The 18,375-nt window shown below is 62.6% G+C and carries 8 protein-coding genes (1 of these 8 cut by a window edge); 3 read left to right on the top strand and 5 right to left on the bottom strand.

Going from position 1 to position 18,375, the window contains the following annotated elements; all coding sequences use genetic code 11:
- From J3P82_RS08720 to J3P82_RS08730, 3 genes are all read left to right on the top strand, one after another.
- Positions 1-2,515, top strand: partial view of a non-ribosomal peptide synthase/polyketide synthase gene (locus J3P82_RS08720; protein ID WP_434562285.1) — the final stretch only. The gene continues 10,973 nt to the left of window position 1, outside the view; 2,515 of the gene's 13,488 nt are visible here — the last part of the coding sequence; its start codon lies beyond the left edge, outside the window; the stop codon is at positions 2,513-2,515.
- Positions 2,512-5,730 (top strand): non-ribosomal peptide synthetase, encoded by a 3,219-nt coding sequence (locus tag J3P82_RS08725; RefSeq protein ID WP_434562287.1) that lies wholly within the window; start codon positions 2,512-2,514, stop codon positions 5,728-5,730. Before J3P82_RS08720 ends, J3P82_RS08725 begins: the two co-directional genes overlap by 4 nt.
- A 347-nt stretch (positions 5,731-6,077) precedes the next feature.
- The gene (locus tag J3P82_RS08730) at positions 6,078-8,549 is read left to right on the top strand and encodes a TonB-dependent siderophore receptor (RefSeq protein ID WP_434562289.1); all 2,472 of its coding nucleotides are present in this window, start codon (positions 6,078-6,080) and stop codon (positions 8,547-8,549) included.
- A gap of 216 nt (positions 8,550-8,765) precedes the next feature.
- Here the strand turns inward: J3P82_RS08730 and J3P82_RS08735 are convergent, their stop codons facing one another.
- The 5 genes from J3P82_RS08735 to pvdM form a co-directional block, all read right to left on the bottom strand.
- Positions 8,766-12,923 carry an amino acid adenylation domain-containing protein gene (locus J3P82_RS08735; protein ID WP_434562291.1) on the bottom strand — a complete coding sequence of 1,386 codons (4,158 nt, stop codon included), beginning with the start codon at positions 12,921-12,923 and terminating at the stop codon, positions 8,766-8,768.
- A gap of 37 nt (positions 12,924-12,960) precedes the next feature.
- The gene (locus tag J3P82_RS08740) at positions 12,961-14,619 is read right to left on the bottom strand and encodes a cyclic peptide export ABC transporter (RefSeq protein ID WP_434562293.1); all 1,659 of its coding nucleotides are present in this window, start codon (positions 14,617-14,619) and stop codon (positions 12,961-12,963) included.
- 77 nt (positions 14,620-14,696) lie between these two features.
- Entirely contained in the window at positions 14,697-15,572 is an 876-nt protein-coding gene (gene pvdO, locus J3P82_RS08745) for a dihydropyoverdine dehydrogenase (protein WP_434562295.1), read from the bottom strand.
- Between the two features lie 23 nt (positions 15,573-15,595).
- On the bottom strand, positions 15,596-16,876 hold the full coding sequence (pvdN, locus tag J3P82_RS08750; RefSeq protein ID WP_434562297.1) for a pyoverdine-tailoring periplasmic protein PvdN: 1,281 nt from the start codon (positions 16,874-16,876) through the stop codon (positions 15,596-15,598).
- Entirely contained in the window at positions 16,873-18,243 is a 1,371-nt protein-coding gene (pvdM, locus tag J3P82_RS08755; protein ID WP_434562299.1) for a pyoverdine-tailoring dipeptidase-like protein PvdM, read from the bottom strand. The genes pvdN and pvdM overlap by 4 nt, the downstream gene beginning before the upstream one ends.
- Positions 18,244-18,375: the final 132 nt, after the last annotated feature.

Below are 18,375 nucleotides of genomic sequence, written 5' to 3' on the forward strand. Positions count from 1 at the left end.
CGAGGGTTCGGTGCGGGCGGGCGACTCCAGCCAGGTCCGGCTCAAGGCCCATGGCCCACGGCAATCGGCGCCGCTGTCGCTGGTGCAACGGCGGTTGTGGATCGCCGAGCAGCTGGCCGGCGGCACATCGGCGTATGGCATGCCCATGGCGTTGCGGCTGTGTGGCGAGTTGTCGGTCGAGCGGCTGATGAGCAGCTTCGCCGAAGTGACACGCCGTCACGCCGTGCTGCGCACCGCCTACGTCCAGGACGACGAAGGCGACCCGGTGGCACTGATCGTCGATGAGGTCCAACTGGATTTCCCGCTGATCGATCTGTCCGACCTCTCGCCCGGTGCCCAGCAGGAACACGTCGCCCAGGCGACGCTGGACAATGCGCGTACACCGATTGATCTGGAACAGGCGCCGCTGCTGCGCGGACGGATCCTGCGCCTGGGCCCGACCGAGCATGTGTTGTTGTACGCCATGCACCACATCATCTCCGACGGCTGGTCGATGGGGCTGTTGATCAATGAGCTGGTGCAGGTCTACGAGGCGTCCTCGCGCAACGAACCGATGCCGCTGGCGCCGTTGGAGGTCCAATACCACGACTTCGCCTTGTGGCAGCAAGCGCTGGAGGAACAAGGCGTGCTGGCGCGCCAGGCCGATTACTGGAAAGACCGGCTCGACGGCTACAACGGCCGTCTCGATCTGCCACTGGACAATCCTCGTGGCCCGACGGCGTCCTATGAAGGCGATGCGTTGCAGTTCGAGCTTTCTGCCGGGCTCAGCGCCGCGTTGCGGCGAGTATCCAGCGCGGCCGGTGTTACGCTGTACAGCACGTTGCTGGCGTCGTTCCAGGTGTTGTTGCATCGACTCTGCGCTACGCAGGATCTGGTGGTCGGTGCCGACGTGGCCGGGCGCGAACAGCCCGAGCTGGAGCGCCTGATCGGTTTCTTCGTCAACGTCCTGCCGCTGCGTTCGCGCTTCGTCGCCGACGCCACTTTCGGCCGATTCCTCGCGCAGACCCAGGACGACCTGCTCGGCGCGCTGGAGCATCAGGACCTGCCGTTCGACCAGATCGTCGAGGCCTCGGGCGTCCCGCGGCACAAAGGCATGAGCCCGCTGCTGCAGGTGTTGTTCGTGATGAACAACGTGCCGGTGCGCAGCCGCGCCATGGCGGGCTTGAGCGTCGAGTTCCTGCCGGCGCTGCAGACCCATTCTAAATTCGACATGGCGTTGTTCGTTGACGAAGGAGAAGGGCAATTGCGCGGTAATTGGCAATTCGCCACAGGCTTGTTCGGACATGAGCGCATCCAGTACCTGATCCAGGCCTGGACGGCCCTGTTGGAACAGATCGTCGCTGATCAGGACATTCAATTGGGAGCTATCAGCATGCCAGTCGACAACGTGGCGACAGCCGCCACGCCTGCCAACGTCCCGGGGCCCAAGGCCGACAAACTGGGCAAGTTTCTCAAGCGCGCGGCGACTCCGGCTGCCCGGCCTCGACCGGCGTTGGTGCGCGAATCGCTGGTGGCCGCGCCACAGCGCTTCCCGCTGATGATGGAGCCTGGCGAGCCACACTTGGACGTCGTCGAGTGGATCCAGCAGAACCGGCCATTGATCGAGCAGAAGCTGGCCGAACACGCCGGCATCCTGTTCCGCGGTTTCGCGCTGGACGGCATCCAGGGCTTTGAAGCCTTCGCCGAAGCGATACAACCGGGACTGTACGGCCAATATGGCGATCTTCCCAAGAAGGAGGGAGGCAAGAACACCTACCGTTCCACGCCGTACCCGGAACGCAAGATGATCCTGTTCCACAACGAGAGCTCCCACCAGGACCGCTGGCCGCGCAAGCAGATGTTCTATTGCGAGCAAGCCGCGCCCGTAGGCGGTGCGACGCCAGTGGTGGACTGCCGCTTGATGTACGAAAAGCTTCCTGCAGACCTTCGCGAAAAATTTGAGGACAAGGGGCTGCTGTACGTGCGCACCTTCACCGACAAGCTCGACGTGTCGTGGCAGCACTTCTTCAAGACCGAGGATCGTTCTGAAGTGGAGACGCGCTGCCGGGCCGGTGGCATTCAATGGCGCTGGCTCGATAACGATGAGCTGCAAACCCGCACGCCGGGGCCGGCGATCATCACGCACCCGATCACCGGGGAGAAATCGTTCTTCAACCAGGTGCAGCTGCACCACGTCTACTGGCTGGAGCCGGACGTGCGCCAGGACCTGTTGTCGATGTACGGCCTGGAGCGCATGCCTCGTCACGTGTATTACGGCGACGGCACACCGATTGAAGACGAGGTGATGGCGCGTATCGGCGAGTTGTACGAGGCCTGCGCGGTGCGTTTCGACTGGCAGAAGGGCGATGTGATCCTGCTGGACAACATGCTCGTGGCCCACGCCCGCGACCCGTTCGAGGGGCCGCGCAAGATCGTCGTCGCCATGGGCGACATGTATGACCATGCCAGCCTGCAACGACCTGCCTTTGGGCAAACCCCGCGGGGCGCATTCAATACCGAGGAAACCGGAGCATGAACGAGGTGATGATGGACGCGCAGGATCCGGGTTTCGCCCTGACGCCCGAGCAACAACGGGAAGTTGAATGGCTGACGGGCACGGTGACCTGCGGCGAGGCCTTGCGCTGGTTCAGTGTGGTCATTGACGGCGATCTCGATTCGCAGCGATTGCAGGTCGCTTTCGATACGGTGGTGGCGCAGCAACCCATGGTGCTGGCGGGCCTGGCCAAGGTCGGCGGTTTCCACGGACTGCGTCAAGCCGCCGCCGATGCCGGGCGCTTCCCGCTGACGGTACAGGCCAGCGAGCAGCGCGCCGATGAAGTCCGGGCGCAGATTGACGAAACCCTCGGTCGCGCTTTTGTGCTGGGCGAATCGGCCAGTGTCCAGGCCGTGCTGTATCGCCTGGCGCCACGGCAATGGCAATTGCTGCTGGGCATCGCTCGTTACAGTTCCGATGCCCGATCGATGAGCCTGTTGCTGGAACAGGTACGGCAAGCGTACGCGGGCCAGGCGTCGGAAGACGAAGCGCCGGGCGAGTTCGCCCAGTATCTGGAATGGCGCAGCGAAGTGGTGCTCGATGAAGACGCCGCCACTGCGCGGACTTATTGGCAGCAACACCTGCAAGGCTTGCAGGCGGATATCGACACACCGTGGCTGGCCGCACGCAGCACCGCCAGCGGGACAGCTAATGCGCAGGTATCGCTGAGCTTGGAACCGGCCCGGCGCGACGCCTTGCAACGCTTGGCCGACCAACTCGGCCAACCGCTGGCGACGTTGCTGCAAGGCGCCTGGTGGGTATTGCTGGGGCTCCTGAGCGGCCTCGAACAGGCGCTGGTCGGCGTGCGCCACGACAGCCGAGGCGACTACGAGTACTTCGCCAATGCCATTGGCGTGTTCGAAAAAAACCTGCCGCTTTGCGTTCCGCTGCCGGCCACCGCGCCGTTCAGCGAGTGGCTGGTGGAGCTGGCGGCACGCCTCGAAGCACATCGCACCTGGCAGGAATACTGGGCGACGGAGCTGGCGCCAGACGCGGCGTATCCGGCCTATGGCTTTACGGTAGGCCGGGCGCCGATTACCAACAGCAGCGGGGGTTTGGCCTGGGCGGCTGAGTCTTTACCCGCGCGGGACGACGGATTCGAGGTGCTGCTGCACGTTCAATTGGACGACGCCCAGCGGCTTGATTCGGTGAACCTGCATTACGCCGCCTCGCTTTATTCGTCTGCGGCGACCACCACCGTGCTGGAACAATTCGACGTGCTGTTGGCTTCGATCCTCGCGGCTGCGCAAACACCGCTGGCGCAGCTCAACTTGCTCGGGCCTGAAGAGGAACAGCGCTTACGGGCAATCAACCCGACGATGCAGGCGCTGGTCGATCAGCGCTACCTGCCGCAGCGTATCGCGGATCAGGCGCTTGAGACGCCGGAAGCGATTGCCCTGACCGACGCCCATCGATCCCTCAGCTACGGCCAGTTGAATAGCCAAGTCGAGCGCATCGCCCAGGGCCTGGTGAACCAAGGCTTGGGCGAGGGTTCGATTGTCGCGCTGGCCTTGCCGCGCTCGGTGGACCTGGTGATTGCGATGCTGGCGAGCTGGCGCATCGGGGCGGCGTATCTGCCACTGGATATTCAGTGGCCCCAGGCCCGTCAGGCGTTGATGCTGGAGCAGGCCGGCGCCGCTGTGGTGCTGACTGATGCGCTACATGTGCCTGACTGGCAGGAGCAGCCATACACCGCGCTGACGGTGGGGGGGCTCGACTTGTCGAGCGCGCCGTTGCCGGCGCTCATGACCAAGGGCAACGACATCGCCTACGTGCTGTTTACCTCCGGCTCCACCGGCGTGCCCAAGGGCGTAGTGATCGAACATCGGCAACTGCTCAACTACACCGCCCAGGCCAGCCGGACGTTGGGGCTTGGGCAGTGCAGCAGCGTCGCGTTCAGTTCCACCGTGGCGGCGGATCTGGGCAACACGGCGCTGTTCGGTGCGTTGTTCAACGGCGCGACCCTGCACGTCGCCACTGATGAGCAGATGCAGGACGGCGAGTTGTTTGGCAGATTCATGCAACAGCAACAGATCGACTGCCTGAAAATCGTCCCGTCGCACCTCGCGGCGCTGCTCGACAGTGAGCACGCCACACTGCCGCGCACGCTGGTGCTCGGCGGCGAGCCGATTGCGCCGACGTTGGTCGAGCGGATCAAACGCTTGCGCAGCGATTGCCGGGTGTTCAACCACTATGGCCCGACCGAAGCCACGGTCGGGGTGATGATTCATCCGTTGTCACTGGACGGCGCAGCCGATGATTGTTCGGCGCTGACCCACGTGCTGGGCAACAATCAGGTTTACATCCTCGACGCTGATCGGCGCCTGGCGCCGGTGGGCATGTTGGGCGAGTTGTACCTGGGCGGCGCGCAATTGTGCCGGGGCTACCTGAATGCCGAGGCGCACGGGCAAGCGTTTATCCAGAGCCCGTTCGACCCGGCGCAACGCCTTTACCGAACGGGCGATCTGGCGCGTTATCGCGCCGACGGCGCTGTCCAGTTGCACGGTCGCCGTGATCAGCAGGTCAAGGTGCGCGGGTTCCGTATCGAACTGGCGGAAATCGAGGCCGAACTGCTGCGCGTGCCGCAAGTTGCCGAAGCGCTGGTGCTGCCGGCCGCGTCGGCCGAGCAGGGATTGTTGGCGTTCGTCGTGGCCCGGCAAGGGCAGTCTTCGGGCGTGCTGGACGCCGCGCGTGGCGAACTGATCGCCCGGCTGCCCGGCGTGATGGTGCCGCAGCATCTGCAATTGATCGAACGTTTCCCACGCCTGGCCAACGGCAAGATCGACCGCAAGGCGTTGCAGCAACTGATGATCGCGCCGAGCAACCACGAAGACCTCGCGCCACGTGATGCGCTGGAGCAATTGCTCTCCGCGCGCATGGCGCAGCTGCTGGGGCTTGAACGGCTGGGCATCGACCGCGACTTCTTCGCCGCCGGCGGGCATTCGTTGCTGGTGATCAAGTTGGTGGCCGGCATTCGCAAGTTGTTGCAGTGCGACATCCATCCGGGACTGGTCTTCGATCATCCGACCGTGGCGTCGCTCGCCATGGCGTTGCGGGCGGAGGAGAGCGCTCCGGGGCAGCTGGAAAAAATCGCCCAGGTGCGCCTGCGCATGGACGCGATGAGCCCCGAGGAAAAGGCCCGCCTGACCGAACAGGCTCGGCAACTGCAAGCCGCCAAGGCTGCGCAGGGTAGCTGACATCCCAGCCAACATCTCACTCAACAACAGGCCGACGCCCGCGAGCGTCGGCTTTTTTTTAAGTTTATGCGCGAATGATAAATAAACTCATTCCGGTTTTTCCCAAGTGCTGCGTCTTACTAAGGTATGCGGGCAAATCGGCTCGGGCAGGGCAGCCCAGGCGCCGGTTGTGTCCAGGAAAAAATTAAGCCGTCGTCCAGCCGGACGACCGTGCCCGGGGAGGGGCCGGTCGGCCACGCACCGATGCATTGCCCCAGGCAATCGACGGTGCGGGTTCACCCGTGCTGGCGAGCGGCAGGCCCTTTGGCCCCATGGACTTTTCACCTTTACCAATAATAGAGAGCGCGATGTCGGCAATTCATGAGTTGAAACCGTTGTTCAAGGCACTTGTCATGTCCCGCGGCCTGCGTTCGCGCCGGATGTTGACGGGGCTGGGTCTGGTCTGCGTTCTGCCATTTAGCGCCCAGGTGATGGCTGAAGATGTCAGCCTCGACATCCCGGCACAACCGCTGCCGCAGGCGCTGCAAGCGTTCGGCAAGCAGACCAACCAACAAGTGATCTACAACGCCGACGAACTGGCCGGCCTGAGGAGCAACCGCGTCAGCGGCAGGATGAGCCCGCAGGCGGCCATCGCCGAATTGCTCAAGGGCACCGGCGTGCGCCACAGTTTCGAGGGCAACACGTTGATGCTGACAAAGGGTTCCGCCGCCGGAACCCTGGAACTGGGCGCGACCACGGTAAAAGCCGCGGAACTGGAGGCGACGACCGAAGGCAGCCAGTCCTACACCAGCAACGCCGTGACCATCGGCAAGGGCACCCACACCCTCAAGGAAATTCCCCAGTCGATCACCGTGATGACGCGCAAGCAGATGGATGACCAGAACCTGGTCAACCTCAAGGACGCCGTCAACCAGACCACCGGCATCGTCGGCCTGCAGGGCGTCGGCCAGGGCATGATCCTGTCGTCGCGCGGTTTCCAGATCGATGACTGGCAGTACGACGGCGTGCCGATTCCGCGCAACACCTACTCGCTGGGCAACTGGGCGACCCAGGACTTGATCTTCTTCGACCGCCTGGAAATCCTCCGTGGCGCCTCGGGCCTGCTGCAAGGCACCGGCAGCCCAGGTGGTGCCGTCAATTTGGTGCGCAAGCGCGGCCAGAGCACCCCGACCGTGACCCTGACCGGCAAGGCCGGCTCGTGGGATCACTACGGCCTGCAACTGGACGCTGGTGGCCCGCTGAACGAGGCCGGCAACATTCGCGGGCGCTTCGTCGCCGACGAAGACCAGAGCAATTCATTCGTCGACCATGCCTGGAGCAAGACCCACTCGCTGTACGGCGCGCTGGACATCGACCTGAGCGAAGACACCACCCTGGGTTTCGCGGTCAGCCAATCCAACGGTGAATCGCGCGGCAACATCCGCGGCCTGCCACGCTACGCCGACGGCTCGATGCCGGACGTGTCGCGCTCGACCTACACCGGCGCGCGCTGGAACCGATCGGAAATCGACGTCACCACCTACTACGCCGATTTGGAGCATCGCTTCAATGAGGATTGGGCATTCAAGGTGGGGGGCGTGTATATGAGCGAAGACAACCAGGCGAAGAATCAGCGGACGCAAAATGCCCTTGTCGGTCTCAATCCCGATGGCACCGGTGTGCAATATGCCCACTTCTTGACTGATTTCCAGTCCACCAAAGTGGGGCTGGACATGAATCTGGTCGGCAAATTCGAAGCCCTGTCGATGGAGCAGGAAGTCATGCTCGGCGGTAACTTCTCCCAGTTGGAAACGGATGACAAATACGCCCGGACTTTCAACGCCAGCAGCGACACGATCTTCGATCTGGACAACGACCGCCCGGACATCAGCTATGACAGCTTGATCAACAGCCCGACTGGCCGGGGCGTCCTCAGCAAGTATGACATCCGTCAAAAAGGCCTGTACGGCACCTGGCGCGTCAAGCCGGTGGACGATCTGACGCTGATCCTGGGCTCGCGGGTCAGTTGGTATGACTTCAGCTACAAATCGAAAATCCAAAACTCAGCCGGTATCACACGCGTCGACCCAAGCACCGCAACCGAAACCGGGGTGGTCACGCCCTATGCCGGCATCGTCTATGACCTGAGCCGCGAATGGGCGGTGTACGCCAGCTATACGGATGTATTTCAGCCCCAGACCAACCTAGATCCTAGCGGTTCGGTGCTCAAGCCCATCGTTGGTACCAACTATGAGGTCGGCCTCAAGGGTGAGTTGATGGATGGTCGGGTCAACACTTCGTTGGCTGTCTTCCGCTACGATCATGAAAACCGTGCCGTCAGAATTCCAGGCTGTACTGACTTGAACTGCTCCAGTGCCTCTGGGACCGTGCGCAGCCAGGGTATCGAGGCTGAAATCAGCGGTGAAGTGGTAGACAACTTGCAGTTGTTCGCCGGCTACACCTACAACACCACCAAGTACCTGAAAGACACCGCCAGTAACGAAGGCAAAGTCTTCAGCACCTGGACGCCAAAACACATGCTGCGCGTGTGGGGCAACTACCAGTTCACCGGCGACTGGAGCCGTGTCAGCACCGGCTTGGGCTTCACCACCCAAAGTCACACACTGGTTTACGACTATGATCGTGAAATCCCAGGTTACACCGTATGGAACGCCCGTGTCGGCTACAAGTTGACGTCGGAAATCGATCTGGCGCTCAATGCCAACAACCTGTTCGACAAGACCTACATCACGCCGGCTTACAACCAGCTCAATGGCAACAATAACTTTGGTGATCCGCGTAACTTGATGTTCACCGTGAAGTACACGCCGCAGTTCTGATCATCGCGAGAACAAAAAAACCGACCCGCCATGTGCGGGTCGGTTTTTTTATGGGGTTAGTCAGCCCGTCCAGCAAGTTGCCGGGAGAACGCAAAACCCTGTGGCGAGGGAGCTTGCTCCCGCTTGAGTGCGAAGCGCTCACAAAAAGGGCTGCTGCGCACCCCAGCGGGAGCAAGCTCCCTCGCCACGGGTTATGTGCTGTTCTTCTTTGCGGTGCTATGGCTGTTGTGCCGTGCCGGCCAAAAACACCTCGACCAACGAATCCAGCAACCCCTCATCAAAGATCATGCCCCGATGGCGCAACGGCGAATGCACCGAGCACTGTAACTCGCCAGTCAAGCTATGTTCCCTGACCAACGCCTCGCAAAACGCCAGTTCCTCCGGCGTCTTCTCCGCCTGGGTCCACCAGCAGCTCGGCCTTACCCGTACCGGCTTGAAAGTGAACCCCTCAAAGGCCTCCAGCAACCGATCATGCACCGAGAACGCCTGGGCGTTCATGACCTCTTCCTTGACGCTCTGCACGATCGACAGCAAGTCGCCTCGCTCAGGCTCGATCTGGCCGGCGGCCCACTCATGGAAGGCCTTGACCGAGCTGTCAGGGTGTTCCCGTCGATAGGTCGCGGTACGTTCCGTAAGGGCAGGAAACAGCAGGTCGAAATACTCAATGGCCTCATGCAGATCCTGCGAAGCCGGGTCGGTTTTTTCCTGCGCAAGCAATTCCCGATGACGTTGCAACGTCACGGGATACAGCTGTTCCGGAATCGTGCTGTCCACCAGCCCCAGGAAACCCACCGTGTAACCCTGGCTTTCCAGCGTCGCCGCGATGTCCAGCGCAATCGTTCCACCCAAGGACCAGCCCATCAAGTTATACGGGCCCTGTGGTTGGGTCGCGAGGATTTCCCGGCTGTAGTCGGCGATCATTTCGTGCCATGCCTCGGGGCCTGCATGGGGTTCGCTGAAGCCGCGGTGCATGACGCCGAAGGTGCGCGCGCGGTTTTGCAGTTTGCGCGCCAATGGCTGGTAGCAGAACACAATGCCCCCGCTGGGGTGCAGGCAAAACAGCTGCGGGGCGCTGACGGGGGCGTTGTTCAAGGCGACCAGGCATTGTGTTTGTTCGCGGTGTTTGTGCGAGATGAACAGCGCCAGTTTGGCGACGGTCGGGTTGGCCAGCAGTTCTTGCAGGCGCACCGTGATATTGAGCTGTGCCTTGAGGTTGGCGATCAGTTCGATTGCCAGGATCGAATGCCCGCCAAGCTCAAAGAAACTGTCGTCGATGCCTACGCGCTCGACCTTGAGGGATTGTTGCCAGAGCTGCGCCAGGGCTTCTTCCAACTGAGTGCGCGGCGCCAGGTAATGCGAACGCCAAAGATGGGCACCAGGTTCCGGCAGGGCCTTGCGGTCGAGCTTGCCATTGGCGTTGAGCGGCAAGCGATCGATGAACAGCAGGTGGCTGGGCACCATGTAGTCTGGCAACTGCGCCTTGAGCGCGACCAACAGTTCATCGCGCAGCTCGGCGGTGGACGGTTGCGCTGCGATCACGTAGGCGATCAGTTGCAAGCCGCCCGCGCCTTCATGGGTCAGCACCACGCAATCCTGAACCGCTGGCAATGTTTGCAGGCGCGCCTGGATTTCCCCCAGTTCGATGCGGAAGCCGCGGATCTTGACTTGATGGTCCAGGCGCCCGATGTATTCGATGCTGCCGTCGCTGCGGTAGCGCGCCAGGTCTCCGGTGCGATACAGGCGGCCACCCGGCAGCGGGTCGAACGGATCGGGGATGAAGCGGCTGGCGGTGAGGTCGGCGCGCTGATGATAACCACGGGCCAGGCCGGCTCGGCCGACATGCAACTCGCCGGTGCAGCCCTTGGCGACCGGATTCAGATGCGCATCGAGCAAATACCAGGACAGGTCGATGATGGGCTCGCCGATAGGGCTGGCGGCCTCGCTGTGCAAATCGTTCATCGTCAGCGGACGCCAGGTGACATGCACCGTCGTTTCGGTGATGCCATACATATTGATCAACCGTGGCGCCTGGTCGCCGAAACGTTCGAACCAGGGGCGCAGGCTCTGCACATCGATTGCTTCGCCGCCGAAGATCACCTGCCGCAGCCGGTGGACGAGAGGCTGCCGAGGCGCGCAGGCGACCTGCAACAGCGACCTGAAGGCCGAGGGCGTCTGGTTGAGCACCGTGACGTTTTCCTGGCAGAGCAGGGCATAAAAATCTTGCGGCGAACGGCTCACGGCGTGGGGCACGATGACCAGCCGTCCACCGTGCAGCAGGGCGCCGAAAATCTCCCACACGGAAAAGTCGAAGGCGTAGGAATGAAACAGGCACCACACGTCCCGGTGATCGAAATTGAACCAGTGCTCGGTGGCCTGGAACAGTCGGCTGACGTTGTGGTGCGCGAGCAATGCGCCCTTGGGCTTGCCGGTCGAGCCCGAGGTGTAGATGACATACGCGAGGTTATCCGGATCCATCGGCACATTCGGATTGTGCTCCGGGTAGGCATTGTCGGTATCGAGCGGATCCAGCAGCAGGCACGTCACGCCAGCGGGCAGCGCCAGTGAATCGCGCAAGTGAGCCAGGGTCAGGACTAGCGTGACACCACTGTCCTGGATCATGTAGGCCAGGCGGTCGGCCGGGTACGCCGGGTCCAGCGGCACGTACGCGCCACCGGCCTTGAGAATCGCCAGCAGGCCAATGATCATCTGCGGTGTTCGCTCGACGGCAATGCCGACCAGTACGTCTGGCCCGACGCCTTGTTCGATCAGCCGATGGGCCAATCGGTTGGCCTGTCGGTTGAGCTCGGCGTAGCTGATGTGCTGCTCTTCAAAGGTCAGCGCGATGGCGTCGCCGGTGCTGGCGGCGTGGGTTTCGATCAACCGGTGCAGGCACTGTTCGCTGCGCAGTTGGCTCGGCTGGCGGTTCCAGTCGGCCAGGGTTTTTTGGTGTTCGTCGGCGCTCAACAATTGCAGTTCGCCAAGGGCGCATCCGGGCGTCTCGATCAGGCCTCGCAACAGGTTCTGCCAGTGCTCAGCCATGCGCTCGATGGTTTCTGCGCGGTACAGGTCTCGGCTGTATTCGAACGTTGCCAGCACCTGTTGCTGGGAATAATCGACGTCCAGCGACAGGTCGAACTTGGCCTGGTTGTCACCGGTATTCAAAAACTCCAGCGCCAGTTGACCCAAGCCTGGCGCCGACGGTGAGGACGAGCCCGTGCGCCAGTTGAACAAGACCTGGAACAGCGCACCGGCGCCCTGTGCACCGGGACGTTGCAGCTGATCCAGGATCAGCTCCAGCGGATAGTCGGCATGTTCCAGCGCGGCGAGCGACTGGGCGCGCAGGTCCCTGAGGAAATCCCGCGCGCCGCGGGTCGAGTCGATCCGCGCCCGATACACCTGGCTGCTGACGAAAAAACCCACCAGCTCCTGGCTTTCGTGGCTGTTGCGGTTGGCGTTGGGAACGCCGACGGTGAAATCGTTCTGGTTGCTGTACCGAGCCAATAACAATTGCCAGGCCGCCAGCGCCACGACAAAAGGCGTAAGCCCCTCTCGCTGACAGAACGTATCCAAGGCCTGGACCATCGCCGGGGTGAGAGACGCCTGCACGCGTCCGGCCATGTGTTGCTGATTCGCGGTGCGCGCAACGTCATGAGGCAGTTCCAATGCCGGCAAGTCATGGCCGAGGTAGTCGCTCCAATAGGCGCCACTGCGCTGGCAGGCTGGGCTGCGCACATAGTCGCCGCGCTGCCAGGTCGCGTAGTCGGCATATTGCAGGGGCAACGACGGCAGCGGTGACGGATCGCCCCGCAAGGCCTGGGCATAGGCCTGGGTCATGTCCTGCATCAGGATCGTGTTGGACCAGGCATCGGAAACGATGTGGTGCATGTTGAGCAACAACACATGCTCATCACTGCCCAGCCTGAGCAACGTTGCCCGCATCAGTGGCGCCTGGGTCAGATCGAACGGTTGCCGGGCGTGCTGTTCGATGCGCTGTGAAAGCGCCTGGTCCCGTGCCGGCTGATCGAGCGCGGCGAGGTCCTCCCGGTGCAGGGGCAGGCGGGCGTTACGCTCGATTACCTGGGTGACGGCACCGTCGATTTCAGTGAATGCGGTGCGCAGGATGTCGTGCCGGTCGATGACGCGGTTCAATGCCTGTTCCAAGGCGTCGGCATTCATTTCGCCGGTCAGGCGCAGGGCACGTGGCAGGTTGTAGGCAGATCGGAGCGGATCCCGCTGTTGCTCCAGCCACAGGCGTTGCTGGGCGAAAGACAAGGGCGCGCGGTCCAGCCTGCGGCGGTTGGACCGGGCGTGCATGTCATCAGCGGCCTCGTCGAGCAGCAGTGCCAGCAGATCATCGTCTAGCAGTTCGTTCATGGTGTTCTCGCGGTCAACAAACATTGCGTCGGCAGGTTCAGGCGAAGGCTGCCGGGGTCTTTTCACTGATGACCTGGCCGGCCTGCATCCGGACCAGTTGGTCGGCGATGTCGAAGTAACGATCATCGTGGGAAATGACGATGATGGTTTTGCCCAGGGCCTTCAGCTCCGGCAGCAGCTCGGTGTAGAAAACCCGCCGGAACACCGGGTCCTGGTCGGCGGCCCATTCGTCGAAGACCAATACCGGGCGCTCTTCCAACCAGGCGTTGAGCAGTGCCAGGCGCTTGCGCTGTCCGGTGGAAAGATCGGTGGTGCTGAACACGCCGTCGTGAATGCTGACCTTATGGGCGATCTCCAGGCGCTGCAGGTAGCGGTTGGCGTCTTCAGGCACCTGTTGATCGCCTTGCACCAGTTCATCGAACAGGTAGTAGTCGGCGAAAATCGTCGTGAACAATTGGCGGTAATCGTCGCGGCCGGCAGCCAGTACCGGCTTGCCGTCCAGGAGGATCTCGCCGCCCTGGGGCGAATAAAGCCCCAGCAGCAATTTGATCAACGTGGTCTTGCCTCCGCCGTTCTCGCCGACGATGAACACAATCTCGCCCTGGGCGATGGAGAGGTTGACCGGTCCGAGGGCGAAGGCCTGGCTGCCATCGACCGCTGGGAAGGCGTAATGCACGTCACGCAATTCAAGCTGCTGGAGCGTCGGCTTGGGGACGCCCTTGTCGTTGAGCAACAGGTGCGGCTCCGGCGAGGAAAACTGCTCGGCCAGTTCGGCGATGCGCTTGAAGGCAATGTTGGCGCGGCTGATCACCGGCAGGGTCATCACCAGGTATTCCAGCGGCCCCTTCATGTACAACAACACCAGCACAAAGCCGCTGAGCACCGCTTTGTCAGTGCCCAACCACAGCGATTGCAAGGCCAGGACCAAGCCGATGACCACGAAAAACAGCATCGAGCCGAAGGTCTTGGCGATCACGAAAGTGTTGACCGAGCGGATGTTGGTGTCGCAGATCTGGTCGGCGGTGGCTTCGATACGCTGGCTGAACATGCGCTGGCGGCGTGGGCGATGAATGCGCAATTCCTTGGCGCCGGCGGCGATTGCGCTGTAGTGCTTTTGCAAGGCGTCTTCGGCCTCGCGGGCCGCTTCGAACCCCCGGATGCCACGGGCCCGCGCCACGTATTGGATGACAGTGCCGATCACCAGCGCGACCAGCAACAGCGCAAACATCGGCAATGACAGGTAGGCCAGGTAGCCCAGGCAACCAAGCGTGACGGTGAAGGCGATGGCCAGTGGCGCAAAGGAAAACGCGAAGTTGCTGACCATGTTGACGTCGTGGGTCAGTATCGGGATGAGCCGATGACTGCGGAATCGCTCGATCTGCTCGATGGGCGCCAGCAGGACTTTCTGGCCGAGGGATTTGCGCAGGCTGGCGATGATGTTCTGGCCGACGTGGTTGGTGCCGATGTCCGACAGAATTGACGTCAGCAGCGCCGCCACGCACAGGCCGGCGAAGGTTGCCAACACCTGCGGCGTCGGCCCGGCATCGGCGTTCAAGGCGTCGTTGATGGTTGCCAGCAGGGCGGTGATGCTCAGTCCGCCCAGCATGCCGAGCAGGATCGACGCCACGACAATGAGCCGGAACGGCTTGAGCAGGCTGAGCACTTCACGCAGGGCACCGCGGGAGTTCGAGATCATGGGAGTTCCCTTTTCTGGGCCGGTGATGGCAATGGTTAAAGACACGGGCTAAGTGGCGCTAGGCGGGTAGGCACGGCTTACATATCCCGGGCGACCCGGAACCCCAGCCAATCGCCGCGTGCGTCGACATACACCGCATTGCGGTTGCCCGAACGGGAAAACACCGGCGCTTCGCCCCAATCGTTGCCACGAATGCGCCGTATCTTGCAGTTGCCTGTCAGCGCGGCGCGGCCATCGCTTGGGGCGCCGGCGTAGTTCTCGTTGAAGCAGTCGGCGGTCCATTCGTAGATGTTGCCGTGCATGTCGTACACGCCGAAGGCGTTGGGCGCGAAGCTGCCGGCCGGGGCGGTGAAGTTGTAGCCGTCGGCCGCGCCATAGGTGTTGGCGTGCTGAGCGATGCTGTAGTCCTTGCCTTCATCGAAGGGGAAGGGGAACGGGCCGGAGCTGCCGCCGCGTGCCGCGTATTCGCGCAGGGACTCGCTGACCAACCGGTACTGCTTGCCGGTCTTTTTCGACAGCCAGGCCACGTAGGCATTGGCCTCGGCGAAGTCCATGCACACCGCCGGGTGCCGGTCGGTGTACTGCTTGCGCGGGTCGCTGCCCTGATAATCCGGGACGCCGGCCTTGCAGGCGCGACCGGGACGCTTATCGCCATCGGGCATCACGTAGCCGCTGTCTTGAAGGAAGGCGAACCACTCGCCTTCAAGCACTTGGAAGCGGCTGATCGCCAGCGGCTTGGCGAACGTCACCGGATGCATCGGCCCCTCGTCGGGCTCGCGTCCCACTTCGTCTTCCGGGGTGCCCATCTGGAAGGTCCCAGTGGGCAGCACGACCATTTCCGGGCAATCCTTGCAGTCGCGAAAGACCTGGCCCGGTTGCGCGGCCTGGGCGCCGGAGGGCAGCAGGGCGGCGAGGGCCAGTGTCGGGAGTAGCTTCAACGAAAAACTGTTCATCCGTCTCTCTCGATAAGTCAGGTTCAGAGTGTCTTGCCCAGCAAGGTCATGAAGCGATCGATCTCGGCTTCGCTGTTGAGCAGCCCCGGCGCGGTGCGCACCACCGGCCCCGCGTCGCGGTGCACGGCGTCGGCGATCACGCGGTTCTGCATCAGGTAGGCGGCGATTTCGTCGCTCTTGCGCTTCTTGACACGGAAGAAGGTGAACCCCGCCGACAGTTCGGGGCTCAGCGGCGTGACCAGTTCGATTTGCGGCAGTGCCAGCAGTTGTTTTTTCAGGTAGCTGTTGAGGGCGTGAATGCGCGCCTGCACCTCGGCCTTGCCCAGTTGCAGGTGCAACTTGAAGGCCTCGTCCGCCGCCCAGCGATGTTCGAAGGCGTGGTAACCGCCAGGCGTCATGGTGGTGGAAAACGCCGTGGCCTCGGAGAAGGTCGGGATGATCGGCGTGACGTACCTGAGCTCTTCGCTGCGGCTACACACCAGGCCGGTACCGCGCGGACCGAACATCCATTTGTGGGTGCCGGCGATGAAGAAATCGCAATTCATCGCCGGAAAATTCAGGTCCTCGACGCCGAAACCGTGCACGCCGTCCACCACATGAATGATTCGCTGTTCATCGCTGCGGCCCTGGTTGTGCTTGTCCACCAGGGCGCCGATCTTGTCGATCGGCAGCTTCACGCCGCTGCCCGAATGTACCCAGGTCATGCCCAGTACGCGGGTTTCGGGGCGAATGTTGCGGTCGATGGCCGTGAGGATCTGTTCATGGCTGGCGTCGTGGGCGTTGTCGAACAGCTTGATCTTGCGCACCCGGGTGCCGTCCCGTTGCTTGCGCAAATCGAGAATGGTGTGGGTGGCGTAGTGTTCATGGGCGGTGGTGAGGATTTCCTGATCGGGCCGTACATGGACGCCGCCGTAAATCATCGCCAGGCCTTCGGTGGTGCTGCCGGTCAGGGCGATCTGTTTCGGGGTCGCTTGCAGGTAGCGACCGGCCCAGGTCCGTACGTTTTCCTCACGCTCTTGAGTGACGCCCAAGTCCCAGTCCATCAACAGCCCCGGGTTTTTATCCAGCGCGGCACGGTGCCGTTCGATAGCCTCGCGCACGGGGCGCGGGTGGGTGGTGATCAGGAAGTTGGAGAAGTGCAGGTAGTCCGGATCCTGGTTGAACAACGAGCGCAACTGCGCCCATTTGTCCTGAGACAGCGGCGGCAGTGGATCGGCCACGACTGTGGATGGCAGGCTGGCGGCTAACGGCAAGCCAGCGGCGAGAATCCCGGCCTGCTTGAGAAACGTGCGGCGTTCGTTCATGGCTGGCCGACCTTCTGGGTCGAGGCGATGGCGGGGCGGGCGGCTTTCTGGACCTGATCCCAGACCCGCAGGAAGTTGCCGCCCCACAGCTTGGCGATGTCGGCCTCGGAGTAGCCACGTGTCAGCAATTCGGCGGTGACGTTGCGGATGTCGCCGACGTTCTCCCAGCCTTTCACGCCGCCGCCTTCGTTGAAGTCCGAGCTGATGCCGACGTGGTCGATGCCGATCTTGCGCACGGTGTAGTCGATGGCATCGCCCAGGTCCTTGAGGCTGGCCTTGGGTTCGTCTTCGAGGATGCCGTAGAGCTGGCCGGCGTATTCGCCGAACTTCTGTTCCGGCCATGCGGCAATGATCGGGTCGCCCGGCATCAGCGCCATCGCCAGATTGGGCAGCGGCGGCAGGCCGAAGCGCTCGCGCAGGGCGTTGAGTTTGTCCTGAGTCTTTTGCGTCAGCGGGCGCAGGTATTGGGAAAAACCGACAATTTGCACCACGCCGCCGCTGGCCTTGATCAGCTGCATTTCCTTGTCGCTGAGGTTGCGCGGGATGTCGACCATCGCCCGTGGCGCGGAATGGGAGGCCACCAACGGCGTACGGCTCAGTTGCGCGACTTGCTCCAGGGCCGGGGTCGACATCTGCGACACGTCGATGATCACCCCCAGGTCGTTCAGGCGTTTCACCGCTTGCTTGCCGATGTCGGAGAGACCGCCGAGGGCGTCCGGCGAATCATTGAAGAACGGCAGCGGCCGCGAAGAGTCGGCCCAATCGTTATTGCCGATGTAGCTGAAGCCGAACATGCGCATGCCCCGCGCCGTCCAGAGGTCGAGCAGGTTCAGGTCGTTGCCCAGTGGATAGGCGTTGAGCATGCTGATGAAGATCGCGAACTTGCCTTCGCCGTGCAGGCGCCGGAAGTCATCCGGGGTGTAGGCGATGGCGACCTGGTTGGGAAAGTCCCGGACCATGCCGGTGATGATTTTGTAGCGCACTTCCTGCTGGTTGCGCGCCTCCTCGACGAAGCCGGCGGTGGGCTTGTGCGGGGCGTTGGGGCCGTTCCAAAGCTCGGGCCAGCCGAAGATGGTCAGGGCTGCGCCAGACAAGTGGCCACGATTGGCTTTCACCAGGTCGAACTGGCCGCTGCCGTCCTTGTCGGCTTCATTGCCGGCGGTGCCGAAATCCAGCGGCACGGTGATGTGGCTGTCGAAGGACAGCAGGCGTTCGTGCAACTCCCTGGCCTCTTTCATCACTTTGACCGGGTAGCCGGGATTGTCCCGCCACCAATGGTCCCAGGCCGCGAGCCCGCCACCGACGACCAGCGCCAGGGCCAGGGGCACGCCGATGAACAGAGCCTTTTTCGAACGTGGTGTTGTCATTGCCGATCTCAGTCTGGTTCGCCTTGGAAGAACAGGCTCGAGGGCCTTTGCTATCTGGGGGGAACGAGCGGTCGGGCGGGAAATTTAGGCGCCTGCATCATCGCCATCGTCAGCAGCCGAGCTGTTCTCTTG

Source organism: Pseudomonas sp. Z4-20, from assembly GCF_051131955.1.
GTDB lineage: Bacteria > Pseudomonadota > Gammaproteobacteria > Pseudomonadales > Pseudomonadaceae > Aquipseudomonas > Aquipseudomonas marvdashtae.

What these genes read in the sequence shown, in the direction of transcription:
- pvdM (WP_434562299.1), bottom strand. Translation starts at nt 18,243, where the DNA reads ATGACAACACCACGTTCGAAAAAGGCTCTGTTCATCGGCGTGCCCCTG.
- pvdN (WP_434562297.1), bottom strand. Translation starts at nt 16,876, where the DNA reads ATGAACGAACGCCGCACGTTTCTCAAGCAGGCCGGGATTCTCGCCGCT.
- J3P82_RS08735 (WP_434562291.1), bottom strand. Translation starts at nt 12,923, where the DNA reads ATGAACGAACTGCTAGACGATGATCTGCTGGCACTGCTGCTCGACGAG.
- J3P82_RS08725 (WP_434562287.1), top strand. Translation starts at nt 2,512, where the DNA reads ATGAACGAGGTGATGATGGACGCGCAGGATCCGGGTTTCGCCCTGACG.
- J3P82_RS08730 (WP_434562289.1), top strand. Translation starts at nt 6,078, where the DNA reads ATGTCGGCAATTCATGAGTTGAAACCGTTGTTCAAGGCACTTGTCATG.
- pvdO (WP_434562295.1), bottom strand. Translation starts at nt 15,572, where the DNA reads ATGAACAGTTTTTCGTTGAAGCTACTCCCGACACTGGCCCTCGCCGCC.
- J3P82_RS08740 (WP_434562293.1), bottom strand. Translation starts at nt 14,619, where the DNA reads ATGATCTCGAACTCCCGCGGTGCCCTGCGTGAAGTGCTCAGCCTGCTC.